Raw genomic sequence first — 13,223 nt, 5'->3', positions numbered from 1 at the left:
GGACAGCCGGGGGCGCCTGCTGTCCGCACCGCAACGACATGACCGCTAGGACAGGACTGCCGCGATGAACACCCTGGACGTACTCGACGCCGATTCGCTGCGCGACGACATCCCCGAGTTCCGGCCGGGCGACACCGTGAAGGTGCACGTGCGCGTCATCGAGGGCAACCGCTCCCGCATCCAGGTCTTCCAGGGCGTGGTCATCCGCCGGCAGGGCGGGGGCATCCGCGAGACCTTCACCGTCCGCAAGATCAGCTTCGGTGTCGGTGTCGAGCGCACCTTCCCGGTGCACACCCCGGTCGTCGAGAAGATCGAGGTGCTCACCCGCGGTGACGTGCGCCGCGCCAAGCTGTACTACCTGCGCGAGCTGCGCGGCAAGGCCGCCAAGATCAAGGAGAAGCGCGAGACCGTCTCGCGCTGACACTGCGCGCTGACACGTCGCAGGCCGGCCGGTCCGGCCTGACCACGGCGGGTCTCCCGCGGCCGTACCCTGGCTCCGATGAGCAGTGACCGGCCCGGGAGGCCCGCCGACGTCGTTCCGGAGCCGGAGGAGCCCCAGGCGACCGGGTCCGCCGCCGGCGCCGGCCCCGCCCGCCGTCCCGGCGGCCGCGCCGCGCGCCGGCGCGAGGAGGCGGCCAAGAACGGCTCGCTGATCCGCGAGCTGCCGGTGCTCCTCCTCATCGCCTTCGTGCTCGCCCTGCTGGTGAAGACATTCCTGGTGCAGGCGTTCTTCATCCCGTCGGGTTCGATGGAGCGGACGCTGCACGGCTGCCCGGGCTGCACCGGCGACCGCGTCCTGGTCAACAAGGTGCCCTACTGGTTCGGCGAGCCCGAGCCCGGCGACATCGTCGTCTTCGAGGGTCCGGAGAGCTGGTCGCCGGAGGTGGACGTCCAGGAGCCGGGCAACTGGCTCTCCAGTGGCCTGCTGTGGCTGGGCCGCGCCATCGGGGTGGCCCCGCCCAGCGAGGACGACTTCGTCAAGCGGGTCCTCGCCACCGGCGGCCAGACGGTGCAGTGCTGTGACCCCGAGGGCCGGGTCACCGTGGACGGCGAACCCCTCGACGAGCCCTACGTCTTCGAGAACACCCCGCTGGAGAGCCGGGTGTTCGGTCCGGTCACCGTCCCCGAGGGCCGGCTGTGGGTCATGGGCGACCACCGCTCGGCGTCGGCGGACTCCAAGGCGCACATCGGCGACGAGTGGTCCGGAACGGTCGCGGTGGACGACGTGGTCGGGAAGGCCGCGCTGATCGTCTGGCCGCTCGACCGTTTCGGCACGCTCGGCTCCCCCGACATCCAGGGGACCGAGGCGGCCGGTGTGCCGGTCTCCGGTGCCACGGCGGTCGCCGCCCCGTACGCCATGGGGCTCGTGGGCGCCGTACCGCTCACCGCCTGGCGACGGCGACGGCGCCGGTCCCGCAGCGGCTGACGGATCCCGCGCTCCTCCCTCGACCCGCACCCCCGGCACCCGGGGCGTGCGGGTCGAGTCGTCCCGGGGCCTCCTGCGGAATTGTCGTCGTCGTGTCGACACGAATGCGGCGGGTCACCATTCCGGTGTTTTCCGTGTGACTCGGCGCCACTCGGAGGGGCGTCGAACAATTCTTGCGAAAAATGCTGAAAAGCGTTCAAGCACCCGTCTCACCCGTCCGATGGAGAACGTGAGAAGTTCCCCGAACGTGTGAAACGGAGTCTGTTGTGTCCGCACCCATGGCGAGCGCCGCCCGCGGCGTCACCCGCGTGCTCATCCTCGCCGACGCGCCCGTCCTGCGCCGTGGGCTGGTGAGCATGGTGAACGAGACCGCCGGCATGCAGTCGGTCGGGACTCCGGGGGAGCTGCGCCGCGCCCTCACGCTGGTCGAGACCGCCCGCCCCGACGCGGTGGTCGTGGAGCTGGGCCCGGGCCGGGCCGCGACCCTCAACGCCTGCCGCGACCTGCGCCGCCGGTACCCCCGGGTGACGATCGTGGCCCTGGGCACCTCCGAGGACCCGGCCGTGGTGAACGAGGCGCTGGCCGCCGGCGTCCGCGGCTACCTGATGATCAACACCTCGCCGACCCTGCTCGGCTGGGCGATCCTGGCCGCCCGCGCCGGCCGCACCGTCGTCGACCCGCAGATCCGCCGGGTCGAGCCGTCGGCCGCTCCGGCCGCCAAGCCGTTCACCCCCGAGGTGCCGCTGACCCGCCGTGAGTCCGACGTCCTCGACGAGCTGATCCAGGGCCAGTCCAACCGGCAGATCGGCCGCAACCTGTTCATCAGCGAGGACACCGTCAAGTCGCACGTCAAGGCCATCCTGCGCAAGCTGGGCGCCCGCGACCGGGCGCACGCCGTCTCGCTGGTGCTCTCCTCCCGCAACCCGGCCGCCTGCACCTGCGGCTCCCACGCCCTGGCCCCGGCCGAGGCCTGAAGAAGGACCCCGACTCCCGAGCCCTCCCGGGCCCGGGACGGGGCCGCCCCTGCCCCCCGCCGCTCGTAGCAGGACCCCGTCCTCCCGCTCCTCGGAAGAGGACCCCCTGCCTCCCGCCGCCCGCAGGCTGGCCTCGCCCGGGAGGCTCAGCCCGAGCTTGCGAGGGCTGAGTGGGGCGAGGTCCTTCTCCTGCAGAGGAGCTGTGCGGACCGTCCGCCTCCTCGGCGGTCCGCACGGGCGCCTCTCCGGCCGCTCCGGCGGCCGACCGTCCACGGGCCGGCCTCCCTGACCCCGGGGCCGGCCCCTGGCGTTCCCCCCGGCGACGGTCCGCCCGCCGGGTCGCGCCGGCGTCGTACTGTCGGACCGCGATGGCTGTCCGTACCACCCCCGCTGCTCCCGGGCCGCGGAACCGGGCCCGCGCCGTTCCGGCCGCCGACGACCGGCTCGACGCCCTGTGGGACATGGAGCGCTCCCTGCGCCGCCGCGGCTTCGCAGCGGTCGCCGGCGCCGACGAGGCCGGCCGTGGTGCCTGTGCCGGCCCGCTCGTCGCCGCCGCCTGCGTGCTCCCGGCCGGCCGCCGGGGGAGGGTCCCCGGCCTCGCGGACTCCAAGCTGCTGACCGCCGCGACCCGCGAGCGGGTCTACGAGGAGGTCGTCGACCGGGCCGAGGCGTGGTCGGTCGTCGTCATGCCGGTCGCCGACCTCGACGCCCGCGGCATGCACGTCACCAACATCGAGGCGCTCCGCCGCGCGGTGTGGGCCCTCGACCCCGGCGCGGACTACGTGCTCACCGACGGCTTCCCCGTCCCGGGGCTGGCCCGGCCGACCCTCGCGGTGTGGAAGGGCGACCGGGTGGCGGCGTGCGTGGCGGCGGCGTCGGTGCTGGCCAAGGTCACGCGGGACCGGATCATGCTCGACCTGCACGAGCGCTGGCCGCAGTACGACTTCGCCGTCCACAAGGGCTACACCACCGCGGCGCACGACGCCGCCCTGCAGAGGTACGGGCCCTGTCCGGAGCACCGGAAGCGCTTCGTCAACGTGGTCCGGGCCCGCGACGCACACGCCGCTCGGGGACTCCAGCTGACCGGCTCCGGCGGGATGGTCGATGATGGGGCCATGCGCCCTGTGTCCGGAGAGCCGCGATGAGCACCGAGGACCTGGAGAAGTACGAGACCGAGATGGAGCTGCAGCTCTATCGCGAGTACCGGGACATCGTCCGGCAGTTCACCTACGTGGTGGAGACCGAGCGGCGCTTCTACCTCGCCAACTCCGTCGACCTCCAGGTCCGGGAGGCCGGCGGCGAGGTGTACTTCGAGCTCAAGCTCTCCGACGCCTGGGTGTGGGACATGTACCGGCCGGCCCGGTTCGTGCGCAACGTCCGGGTGCTGACCTTCAAGGACGTCAACGTCGAGGAGCTGGACAAGCCCGACCTCGAGCTGCCCGACGGTCCCCGGCTGACCTGATCCGCGTCTCACGCGCCGGAGGCTGACCCCGCCCGCCAACGGTCCGGGACCCGGCGTCCACAGGCGCCGCCCCGGTCCACAGATCCGCCGGGCGGCTGTCCCGGCCGGTGTGGGCGGACGACGGTCGGCCGGTGCGAACGACATCGGACCTCGGCGCCCACGGCGAGCGCATCGCCGCCGCCTACCTGACCGACCGCGGCCTGCGCGTCCTCGACCGGAACTGGCGCTGCCGCGACGGTGAGCTCGACATCGTCGCCCGCGACGGCGACGCACTGGTCTTCTGTGAGGTCAAGACCCGCCGCGCGGTCGGCTTCGGCCACCCCGTGGAGGCGGTCGGGCACGTCAAGCAGCGCCGGCTGCGCACCCTGGCCCAGCGCTGGCTGGCCGCCCACGACGAGCACGCGCCGGAGCTGCGGTTCGACGTCGTCGGCGTGCTGGTGCGGCCGGACCGGCCGGCGCTGGTCACCCACCTGCGGGCGGCCTTCTCGTGACGCTCGCGCGGACCTGGTCGGTCGGCCTGGCCGGGGTGCACGGCGCGATGGTCGACGTCGAGGTGGACCTGTCGGCCGGCGTGCCCGGCGTGGTGCTCGTCGGACTGCCCGACGCGGTCGTCCGCCAGTCGGTCGACCGGGTACGGGCGGCGGTGGCCAACGCCGGCGGCAGGTGGCCGCTGCGCCGGATCACCATCGGGCTCTCCCCGGCGTCGATGCCCAAGCAGGGCAGCGGCTTCGACCTGGCGCTGGCCACGGCGGTCCTGGCGGCCGACGGCGCGGTCCCGGCCGAGTCGGTGGGCCGCCTGGTCCTGCTCGGCGAGCTGGGGCTCGACGGCTCCGTGCGCGCCGTCCGCGGGGTGCTGCCGGCCGTGCTCGCCGCCGCCCGCGCCGGCCACCCGACGGCGGTGGTCCCCGCGGGCAACGCGGAGGAGGCCGCGCTGGTGGAGGGGGTCGAGGTGCTGGCCGCCGGCACGCTCGCCGAGGTGGTCGCCCACCTGAAGGGCCGGACGCCGCTGCCCCGGCACACCCGCCGCACCCTGCCGCCGGCGCCGCCCGGACCGGACCTGGGCGACGTCGTCGGCCAGCCGATCGGCCGCCGAGCGGTGGAGGTCGCGGCCGCGGGCGGACACCACCTGTTCCTCAGCGGGCCGCCCGGGGCGGGCAAGACGATGCTCGCCGAGCGGCTGCCCGGGCTGCTCCCCGCACTGGACGAGCAGGAGGCGCTCGAGGTCACCGCCATCCACTCGGTCGCCGGGACCCTGCCGCCGGACGCCCCGCTGGTGACCCGCCCCACCTTCGAGGCGCCCCACCACTCGGCGACGATGGCCGCCCTCGTCGGCGGCGGCTCGGGGCTGATCCGCCCCGGGGCGCTGTGCCGCGCCCATCGCGGCGTGCTGTTCCTCGACGAGGCGCCGGAGTTCCCGCGAGCGGTCCTCGACACCCTGCGCCAGCCGCTCGAGCGCGGCTCGGTGACCATCTCCCGGGCCAGCGGCGCAGCCACCTTCCCGTGCCGCGCGCAGCTGGTGCTCGCGGCCAACCCGTGCCCGTGCGCCAGCGCCGCCGGCGACGCCGCCTGCACCTGCAGCCCGCTGGAGCGGCGGCGCTACCAGGCCCGGCTCTCGGGGCCCCTGCTCGACCGGATCGACCTGCGGGTCGACCTCCCGGCGGTCACCCGGGCCGCCTGGCTGGAGGGTGGGACGGCGCCCGAGCCGACCGCCGTCGTCGCCGGCCGCGTCGCGCAGGCCCGGGCGCTCGCGGCGGCGCGGCTGTCCGGCACGGGCCTGCACCTCAACAGCCAGGTGCCGGGTCGACTGCTGCGCGAGCGGTGGTCCCCGCCGCGGTCGGCGTTGCGGCTGGTGGAGCGGGCACTGGAGCGCGGGGCGCTGTCGGTCCGCGGCTACGACCGCGTGCTGCGGGTCGCGTGGACCCTGGCCGACCTGGCCGGACGCACCGTCCCGGGGGCGGACGACGTGGCCGAGGCCCTCGGGCTGCGGCTGCAGCGGGCCGCGGCATGAGCGCCCTGCCCAGCCTCGACGAGGACATGGAGCAGGGGCTCACCGAGACCGCGTCCGACGGGCTCGCCGGGCCCGCGGTGCGGCGCGCGCGGGCCTGGCTGAGCCGCGCGGCCGAACCGGGCAGCGTCGCGTTCTGGCGCTTCGTCGAGGACGTCGGCCCGGTCGAGGCGGTCCGCAGGCTGCGGTCGGGCCGGGCGCCGGACGTCGTCCGGGCGCTGGTCGGTGCCCGCGCCGGCCAGGACGCCTCACCGGCGGACCTGCTGCGGGCCGAGCGCTGCGCGGCGCGGCTGGTCGTCCCCGAGGACGACGAGTGGCCGGCGCACCTGCTGCACTGCCTCACGCTGGCCACCGGGGAGGAGCCCGACGACCCGCGGCACCAGTCCCCGCGGGCCACCGCCCCGGTGCCGCCGCTCGCGCTGTGGGTCCGCGGTCCGGCCCGCCTCGACGAGCTGGCCGACCGGTTGGTGGCGATCGTCGGTGCCCGGGCGTCGACCGCGTACGGCGAGCACGTCGCCGGCGAGCTGGGCCACCAGCTGGGAGAGCGGGGCTGGACGGTGGTCTCCGGCGGGGCCTTCGGCATCGACGCGGCCGCACACCGCGGCGCGCTGGCCGCGGACGCCCCGACGATCGCGGTCCTCGCCTGCGGTGTCGACCGGGCCTACCCGGCCGCGCACGGGGTGCTGTTCCACCGCATCGCCGAGTCTGGGCTGCTGGTCAGCGAGTGGCCGCCCGGGGCCGCCCCCCTCAAGCACCGCTTCCTCGTCCGCAACCGGCTGATCGCCGCGCTGACCCAGGGCACCGTGGTCGTGGAGGCGGCGGCGCGTTCCGGCGCGCAGGCCACCGCGCGGCGGGCGCAGAAGCTGGGCCGGCAGGTGATGGTCGTGCCCGGCCCGGTCACCTCGGCCATGAGCGTGGGCTGCCACGAGCTGCTGCGGGATCCGGAGCTCGGTGCGGTCCTGGTCGCCGACGCCGCGCACGTCGTGGAGACCGTCGGCCGACTGGGGGAGGACCTCGCCGACCCGCCGGAGCGGCCGACCGGGCTTCGCGACGGGCTCTCCGACCTCGCCGTCCGCGTGCTCGACGCCTGTCCGGTCCGCAACGGCGTCGGTCCCGAGCGGCTGGCCCGGGTGGCCGGCTGCGACGTCCTGGACGTGCTGCGGGTGCTGCCCGTGCTGGAGCTCGCCGACCTCGTCGAGGTCACCGACGGCGGGTGGCGGCTGGCCCGGGCGGTGCGGGCGGGGGAGGGACGGGGGTGACGGCAGGGGAGGCAGCATGAGCTCGCGCGGGGTCGGCGCTTCGGCTTGACCCCCGGCCGGGTCCGACCGACCGTTTCGGGGTGACCGCCCGCACCGCCGACGCCCGGGCCGCGCTGCCGCCGGCGCTGGCGGAGGTGCTGGCCGACTACGAGGAGCACCTGCGCTGGCAGCGTGACCTGTCCGCGCACACCATCCGCGGCTACGTGGGCGACGCGGTCTGGCTGCTTGACCACCTGGTACGGCGCGGTGGCACGCGCATCGAGGACGTGGACCTGCCCACGCTGCGCAGCTGGCTGGCGCACAACCGCACCCGTGGTGCCGGGCGCGCCACCATCGCCCGGCGGGCCGCAGCCGCTCGCTCCTTCACCCGCTGGCTGCGACGCAGCGGCCTCACCGCCGAGGACGTGGGCCTGCGGCTGGTCAGCCCCAAGGCCCACCGCACGTTGCCCGAGGTGCTCGCCCCCGACCAGGCGCGGGCCGTCGTGGACTCGGCCGCCGGGGCGGAGGAACCGGTCGGCCTCCGCGACGCCGTCGTCCTCGAGCTGCTCTACGCCAGCGGCATCCGGGTGAGCGAGCTGGTCGGTCTGGACATCGACGACGTCGACCGCGATCGCCGCGTGCTGAGGGTGCTGGGCAAGGGCCGCAAGGAGCGCACCGTTCCCTACGGTGCGCCCGCCGAGCGGGCGCTGGACGCCTGGCTCACCCGCGGCCGCCCTGCGCTGGCGACCGAGCGCTCCGGGCCGGCCCTGCTGCTCGGCGTACGCGGCGGCCGGCTCGACCAGCGCGAGGCGCGACGCACCGTGCACACGGCGGTGACGGCCGCGCCCGGCGCCCCCGACATCGGCCCGCACGGGCTGCGGCACTCGGTGGCCACGCACGTGCTGGAGGGCGGCGCGGACCTGCGTCTCGTGCAGGAGCTCCTCGGCCACGCCAGCCTCGCCACCACCCAGCTCTACACGCACGTGACCGTCGACCGGCTCCGGGCCGTCCACGCCCGAGCGCACCCGCGCGCCTGAGAGGACCGCCGCCTGTGTCTGACACAGTTGTCCTGCGCGCCATCGGATCGCGCACCGCCATCGTGCCCACCCCGAGCTCCTCCGCGAGGAGCCTCCGACAGTCGGGAGCGCAGACCGTGACCGAGGCCGCCATCCACCGGCTCGACGAGACCCCGGACGACGCCGAGGCCGCGCTGGCCGAGCTGTGGGCCGCCTACGTCACCGACCGGGCGCCCGAGCTGCGCGACCGGCTGATCCTGCACTACGCGCCGCTGGTGAAGTACGTCGCCGGCCGCGTCGGCAGCGGCCTGCCCGCCCACGTGGAGCAGGCCGACCTGGTCTCCTACGGCACCTTCGGCCTCATCGACGCCATCACCCGCTACCAGCCCTCGCGTGAGGTCAAGTTCGAGAGCTACGCGATGGCCCGCATCCGCGGCGCGATCATCGACGAGCTGCGCAGCACCGACTGGATCCCGCGGTCGGTGCGGATGAAGGCCCGGCAGTTCGAGCGCACCGTGGCGACGCTGGAGAGCCGGCTGCAGCGCAGCCCCACCGAGGAGGAGGTGGCCGCCGAGATGGGGATGGACGTCGAGGAGGTCCGCAAGTTCCTCGGCCAGCTCTCCCTCGTCAACGTCGTCGCTCTCGACGAGCTGCTCTCCGACGACGAGGGCGGCGCACCCCGCCTGGTCGACACCCTGCAGGACACCAGCGCCCTGGACCCGCAGGCGGTGGCCGAGCACGGCGAGGCCCGGCAGCTGCTGGCGCGCGCGGTCGAGCAGCTGCCCGAGCGGGAGAAGGTCGTCGTCAGCCTCTACTACTTCGAGGGCCTGACCCTGGCTGACATCGGCCGCGTGCTCGGCGTCACCGAGAGCCGTATCTGCCAGCTGCACACCAAGGCGGTGCTGCAGCTGCGCACCAAGCTGGCCGACATCGCGTGACCACAGGTCGGGGAGCCTGGCGGCGAGGCGACCGCCGACAGGGAGTGCACACCGCGGCGAGCGCCGGCGAGCGAGAGCCGGCGCGACCGCGGTGGCGGCCTGGGCCACAGGGCGTGGAGCGGGACCGGGCGCGGAGCCGGGTCGGGGCCGTCGTCTGACGGTGGTCCTCGAGCACGCGCTGCTGCCGGTCCGCCCGGGCCGGGAGGTCGACTTCGAGGCCGCCTTCGCCGAGGCCCGGACGGTCATCGCGGCCAGCCCCGGGTTCCGGCGGCTCTCGCTGTCCCGCTGCCTGGAACGACCCGGCACGTACCTGCTCCTGGTCGAGTGGGAGCGCCTGGAGGACCACACCGAGGGCTTCCGCGGCTCGGCCGGCTACGAGCGCTGGCGGGAGCTGCTGCACGGCTCCTACGACCCGTTCCCGACGGTGGAGCACTCCTCCGACGTGCTGACCGTCGGCCCGGCCGACTGAGTCCGACGGTCCTCAGCCCATCGGCAGCAGCCTGACCTCCGGTGGCTCCAACAGGGACAGCGGGTCGAGGTAGACCTCGCCGCGGCGCAGGCCCCAGTGCAGGCAGGCCGCGATGGGGCAGCCGGCGTGACCGCCGACCAGCGTCCCGAGCACCGTGCCGCGGGCGACCGGCTGCCCGGCGCCCACCGCGGCGTCGACCGGCTCGTACGTCGTCCGCAGGCCACCGGCGTGGTCGACGCTGAGCACCGGCCGGCCGGCCACCATCCCGGCGAAGACGACGACGCCGTCGCCCGCCGCGACCACCGGCGACCCCGGCACCCCGGCCAGGTCCGCGCCGCGGTGACCGGCCCCGTACCGGTCCGGCGGCGGGTCGAACGGGCGGGTCACCGCACCCTCCACGGGTCGCGCCCAGAGGCCGGCCGGGACGTCGTCCGGCACCCCGGCTGCGGCGCCGGCCCCGCCGGCGGGCAGCAGCGACGGGATCAGGAGCAGGACGGCGAGGACCGGTCGGCGCACCGGGGGAGCGTGCGCCCGCGGGACGCCGGGCGGGCCGACCTCCCGCGGTCTGTGGACGACCCCGCCCGCTGGGGAGGGCCGCCGGCCACGGGGCGTATGCTCGAGGTCGCGACCCGTCTGCGGCGGGTCGACTTCGCGCGTCCTCTCCCCGCTGGCAGCAGCGGGACGGTCGCCACCCCGGTCCCCGTTCGCGGGGTCGTGGCGGCCGGACGCCAGGGCGGAGCGCCACCCGGTGCCCGCGACAACCGAGGAGCGTGGCCCCGCGTGGCCGCGCGCAGAGCACAGAGAGGCTGCGGCCATGGCAGTCGTCAGCATGAAGCAGCTGCTCGACAGCGGCGTCCACTTCGGGCACCAGACCCGTCGCTGGAACCCGAAGATGAAGCGCTTCATCTTCACCGAGCGCAACGGCATCTACATCATCGACCTGCAGCAGACGCTCGGGTACATCGACAACGCCTACGAGTTCGTCAAGCAGACGGTCGCGCACGGCGGCACGATCCTGTTCGTCGGCACCAAGCGCCAGGCGCAGGAGGTCATCGCCGAGCAGGCGCAGCGCGTGGGCATGCCCTACGTCAACCAGCGCTGGCTGGGCGGCATGCTCACCAACTTCTCGACCGTCCACAAGCGGCTGCAGCGGCTCAAGGAGCTCGAGGACATGGAGCAGACCGGCATGATGGCCGGCCTGTCCAAGAAGGAGCAGCTGGGCCTCACCCGCGAGAAGGCCAAGCTGGAGCGCAGCCTCGGCGGTATCCGCGACATGCAGAAGGTGCCCAGCGCCGTCTGGATCGTCGACACCAAGAAGGAGCACATCGCCGTCGGCGAGGCCCGCAAGCTCAACATCCCGGTCGTCGCGATCCTCGACACCAACTGCGACCCGGACGAGGTCGACTACAAGATCCCGGGCAACGACGACGCCATCCGCAGCGCCGCGCTGCTGACCCGCGTGATCGCCGACGCCGTGGCCGAGGGCCTCATGGCCCGCTCGGCCGCGCAGGCCAACGCCGGCCGTGAGGACGGCGGCCAGCCGGCCATCGGTGGCGACGAGCCGCTGGCCGACTGGGAGCGCGAGCTGCTCACCGGCCAGCAGGGCGACGCCGCCGGCGACACGGCGGCCTCCCCGCTGCCGGAGACCCCCGCCGAGCCCCCGGCCGTGACCGCGACCGAGATCGCCCCCGTCGAGGGTGTGCCCGCCACCGGCGGCACGGACACCGGCACCCAGGGCGCCCAGAACGGCTGAAAGAGGACCCCGGCGGCCCCCTGAAGGACCCCGTCCTCCTCACCCCTCGCAGGCTCGGGGTGAGGAGGACGGGGCCGCGGACGGGGCCGCCGTCCCGCTCAGGCACTGACACAGAAGGAAATCGAGGCATGGCTGACTTCACCGCGGCCGACGTCAAGCGTCTCCGCGACGCCACCGGCGCCGGCATGATGGACTGCAAGAAGGCGCTCACCGAGGCCGAGGGCGACTACGACAAGGCCGTCGAGCTGCTGCGCATCAAGGGCGCCAAGGACGTCGGCAAGCGCCTGGAGCGCTCGACGACCAACGGCGTCGTCGTCAGCAAGGACGGCGCCCTGCTCGAGCTGGACTGCGAGACCGACTTCGTCGCCAAGAACGCGGACTTCGTCAAGCTGGCCGAGCGCCTGCTCGACGTCGTCCTGGCGCAGCAGCCGGCCGACGTCGACGCGCTGCTGGCCACCGAGGTCGACGGCCAGACCGTCGCCGCCCTGGTCGAGGGCGAGTCGGCCCGCATCGGCGAGAAGCTGGTGCTCAGCCGGTTCGTGGTCTTCGACGGCCAGACCGCCACCTACCTGCACAAGCGGGCCACCGACCTGCCCCCGGCGATCGGGGTCGCGGTGCAGTACAGCGGCGGCAGCGAGGAGGCCGCGCGCAGCCTGGCGATGCACATCGCCGCGGCCCGCCCGCGCTACCTCACCCGCGAGGAGGTCCCGGCCGAGGCGGTCGAGACCGAGCGGCGCGTCGCCGAGCAGACCGCCAAGGAGGAGGGCAAGCCCGAGCAGGCGATCACCAAGATCGTCGAGGGTCGGGTCAACGCCTACTACAAGGACTTCGTCCTCCTCGAGCAGCCGTCGATCACCGAGCCCAAGCGCACGGTCAAGCAGATCGTCGACGAGGCCGGCCTGACCGTGGAGCGGTTCGCCCGCTTCGAGGTCGGCCAGCAGTAGCAGTCCGGCCCCGCTGCAGGGTCCCGCCGCGAGCGTGCGAGTGGTGGGGGCAGCGGGGGTCCTTCCACCGGCCCCGTCTCCCACCTGGGACGGGGCCGGTGGCGTGTCCGGGCACCGATGCGGGGGACCCCTGCCCGCGAGCTGCCGCACGGCCCGTGCGGCAGGATCAGGGGAACGACGCCGAGCGAGGGAAGAACCCGTTGACCGACACCGCCGCGCCGAGCGCCACCGCGCCCATGTCCGCCCCCACCGCGTTCCAGCCCGCCGACGGTGCGGGGTACAAGCGGGTCCTGCTCAAGCTGTCCGGAGAGGCCTTCGGCGGCGGCAAGGTCGGCGTCGACTCCGGCATCGTGCAGAACATCGCCACCCAGCTGGCCGACGTCGTCCACAACGGCACGCAGGTGGCCGTGGTCGTCGGCGGCGGGAACTTCTTCCGCGGCGCCGAGCTGTCCCAGGCCGGCATGGACCGCCGGCACGCCGACTACATGGGCATGCTCGGCACGGTGATGAACTGCCTGGCCCTGCAGGCGTTCTGCGAGCAGGTCGGCCTGGAGACGCGGGTGCAGACGGCGATCGAGATGGGCCAGGTCGCCGAGCCCTACATCCCGCGCAAGGCGGTGCGGCACCTGGAGAAGGGCCGGCTGGTCATCTTCGGCGCCGGTGCCGGCATGCCGTACTTCTCCACCGACACGGTGGCCGCGCAGCGGGCCCTCGAGATCGGCTGCCAGGTGCTGCTCATGGCCAAGAACGGGGTGGACGGCGTCTACGACGACGACCCCCGCACCAACCCGGACGCCGTCATGTACGAGGACCTCGACTACGGCACCGTGCTGGCCAAGCAGCTCAAGGTGGCCGACGCGACGGCCATCAGCCTGTGCATGGACAACAGCATGCCGATCGTCGTCTTCAACCTGCTGAGCGACGGCAACATCGCCCGAGCCGTGGCAGGTGAGAGGATCGGGACGCTGATCAGCGACCCGGCCTGAGCGCCGCCGCCA

General features: G+C 74.6%; 15 protein-coding genes. 14 read left to right on the top strand and 1 reads right to left on the bottom strand.

Annotation, left to right across the window (positions count from 1 at the left end):
• Window positions 1-64 precede the first annotated feature (64 nt).
• The 11 genes from rplS to ACU610_RS14005 all read left to right on the top strand — a co-directional run bounded on the left by rplS (window position 65) and on the right by ACU610_RS14005 (window position 9,528).
• Window positions 65-421 carry a 50S ribosomal protein L19 gene (rplS, locus tag ACU610_RS14055; protein WP_446768330.1) on the top strand — a complete coding sequence of 119 codons (357 nt, stop codon included), beginning with the start codon at window positions 65-67 and terminating at the stop codon, window positions 419-421.
• A gap of 78 nt (window positions 422-499) precedes the next feature.
• Window positions 500-1,426, top strand: coding sequence for a signal peptidase I (gene lepB / locus ACU610_RS14050; RefSeq protein ID WP_446768329.1), 927 nt, complete (start codon window positions 500-502; stop codon window positions 1,424-1,426).
• Between the two features lie 266 nt (window positions 1,427-1,692).
• The gene (locus ACU610_RS14045; RefSeq protein ID WP_446768328.1) at window positions 1,693-2,400 is read left to right on the top strand and encodes a LuxR C-terminal-related transcriptional regulator; all 708 of its coding nucleotides are present in this window, start codon (window positions 1,693-1,695) and stop codon (window positions 2,398-2,400) included.
• Window positions 2,401-2,768: 368 nt separating this feature from the next.
• Window positions 2,769-3,545 carry a ribonuclease HII gene (locus ACU610_RS14040; RefSeq protein WP_446768327.1) on the top strand — a complete coding sequence of 259 codons (777 nt, stop codon included), beginning with the start codon at window positions 2,769-2,771 and terminating at the stop codon, window positions 3,543-3,545.
• A complete protein-coding gene (locus ACU610_RS14035) occupies window positions 3,542-3,862 on the top strand; it encodes a DUF2469 domain-containing protein (RefSeq protein WP_012949990.1) in 321 nt (106 codons plus the stop codon). Before ACU610_RS14040 ends, ACU610_RS14035 begins: the two co-directional genes overlap by 4 nt.
• 131 nt (window positions 3,863-3,993) lie before the next feature.
• Complete coding sequence (locus ACU610_RS14030) at window positions 3,994-4,353, top strand: YraN family protein (protein WP_446768326.1); 360 nt, start codon at window positions 3,994-3,996, stop codon at window positions 4,351-4,353.
• Window positions 4,350-5,870 carry a YifB family Mg chelatase-like AAA ATPase gene (locus tag ACU610_RS14025; RefSeq protein WP_446768325.1) on the top strand — a complete coding sequence of 507 codons (1,521 nt, stop codon included), beginning with the start codon at window positions 4,350-4,352 and terminating at the stop codon, window positions 5,868-5,870. The genes ACU610_RS14030 and ACU610_RS14025 overlap by 4 nt, the downstream gene beginning before the upstream one ends.
• Complete coding sequence (gene dprA, locus ACU610_RS14020) at window positions 5,867-7,126, top strand: DNA-processing protein DprA (protein WP_446768324.1); 1,260 nt, start codon at window positions 5,867-5,869, stop codon at window positions 7,124-7,126. The genes ACU610_RS14025 and dprA overlap by 4 nt, the downstream gene beginning before the upstream one ends.
• Before the next feature lie 80 nt (window positions 7,127-7,206).
• Complete coding sequence (locus ACU610_RS14015) at window positions 7,207-8,142, top strand: tyrosine recombinase XerC (RefSeq protein ID WP_446768323.1); 936 nt, start codon at window positions 7,207-7,209, stop codon at window positions 8,140-8,142.
• Window positions 8,143-8,258: 116 nt separating this feature from the next.
• Window positions 8,259-9,059 (top strand): RNA polymerase sigma factor WhiG, encoded by an 801-nt coding sequence (gene whiG, locus ACU610_RS14010; RefSeq protein WP_446768322.1) that lies wholly within the window; start codon window positions 8,259-8,261, stop codon window positions 9,057-9,059.
• Between the two features lie 160 nt (window positions 9,060-9,219).
• On the top strand, window positions 9,220-9,528 hold the full coding sequence (locus tag ACU610_RS14005) for an antibiotic biosynthesis monooxygenase family protein (protein WP_446768321.1): 309 nt from the start codon (window positions 9,220-9,222) through the stop codon (window positions 9,526-9,528).
• 12 nt (window positions 9,529-9,540) lie between these two features.
• Here ACU610_RS14005 and ACU610_RS14000 read toward each other — a convergent pair whose 3' ends face one another.
• The gene (locus ACU610_RS14000) at window positions 9,541-10,044 is read right to left on the bottom strand and encodes a M23 family metallopeptidase (RefSeq protein ID WP_446768320.1); all 504 of its coding nucleotides are present in this window, start codon (window positions 10,042-10,044) and stop codon (window positions 9,541-9,543) included.
• Between the two features lie 298 nt (window positions 10,045-10,342).
• Between ACU610_RS14000 and rpsB the strand changes: the two genes are divergently transcribed.
• The 3 genes from rpsB to pyrH all read left to right on the top strand — a co-directional run bounded on the left by rpsB (window position 10,343) and on the right by pyrH (window position 13,211).
• Window positions 10,343-11,281: a 30S ribosomal protein S2 gene (rpsB, locus tag ACU610_RS13995; RefSeq protein WP_446768319.1), complete on the top strand. Its 939-nt coding sequence runs from the start codon at window positions 10,343-10,345 to the stop codon at window positions 11,279-11,281.
• Window positions 11,282-11,409: 128 nt separating this feature from the next.
• A complete protein-coding gene (tsf, locus tag ACU610_RS13990; RefSeq protein WP_446768318.1) occupies window positions 11,410-12,225 on the top strand; it encodes a translation elongation factor Ts in 816 nt (271 codons plus the stop codon).
• Between the two features lie 200 nt (window positions 12,226-12,425).
• Window positions 12,426-13,211 carry a UMP kinase gene (gene pyrH, locus ACU610_RS13985; protein WP_446768317.1) on the top strand — a complete coding sequence of 262 codons (786 nt, stop codon included), beginning with the start codon at window positions 12,426-12,428 and terminating at the stop codon, window positions 13,209-13,211.
• The last annotated feature ends 12 nt before the right edge of the window (window positions 13,212-13,223 follow it).

Source organism: Geodermatophilus sp. URMC 61, assembly GCF_052931555.1.
This window is presented reverse-complemented; position numbering and strand designations above follow the sequence as displayed.

Coding starts and splice junctions, on each gene's coding strand:
- rplS (WP_446768330.1), top strand. CDS start 65: ATGAACACCCTGGACGTACTCGACGCCGATTCGCTGCGCGACGACATC.
- lepB (WP_446768329.1), top strand. CDS start 500: ATGAGCAGTGACCGGCCCGGGAGGCCCGCCGACGTCGTTCCGGAGCCG.
- ACU610_RS14040 (WP_446768327.1), top strand. CDS start 2,769: ATGGCTGTCCGTACCACCCCCGCTGCTCCCGGGCCGCGGAACCGGGCC.
- ACU610_RS14035 (WP_012949990.1), top strand. CDS start 3,542: ATGAGCACCGAGGACCTGGAGAAGTACGAGACCGAGATGGAGCTGCAG.
- dprA (WP_446768324.1), top strand. CDS start 5,867: ATGAGCGCCCTGCCCAGCCTCGACGAGGACATGGAGCAGGGGCTCACC.
- rpsB (WP_446768319.1), top strand. CDS start 10,343: ATGGCAGTCGTCAGCATGAAGCAGCTGCTCGACAGCGGCGTCCACTTC.
- tsf (WP_446768318.1), top strand. CDS start 11,410: ATGGCTGACTTCACCGCGGCCGACGTCAAGCGTCTCCGCGACGCCACC.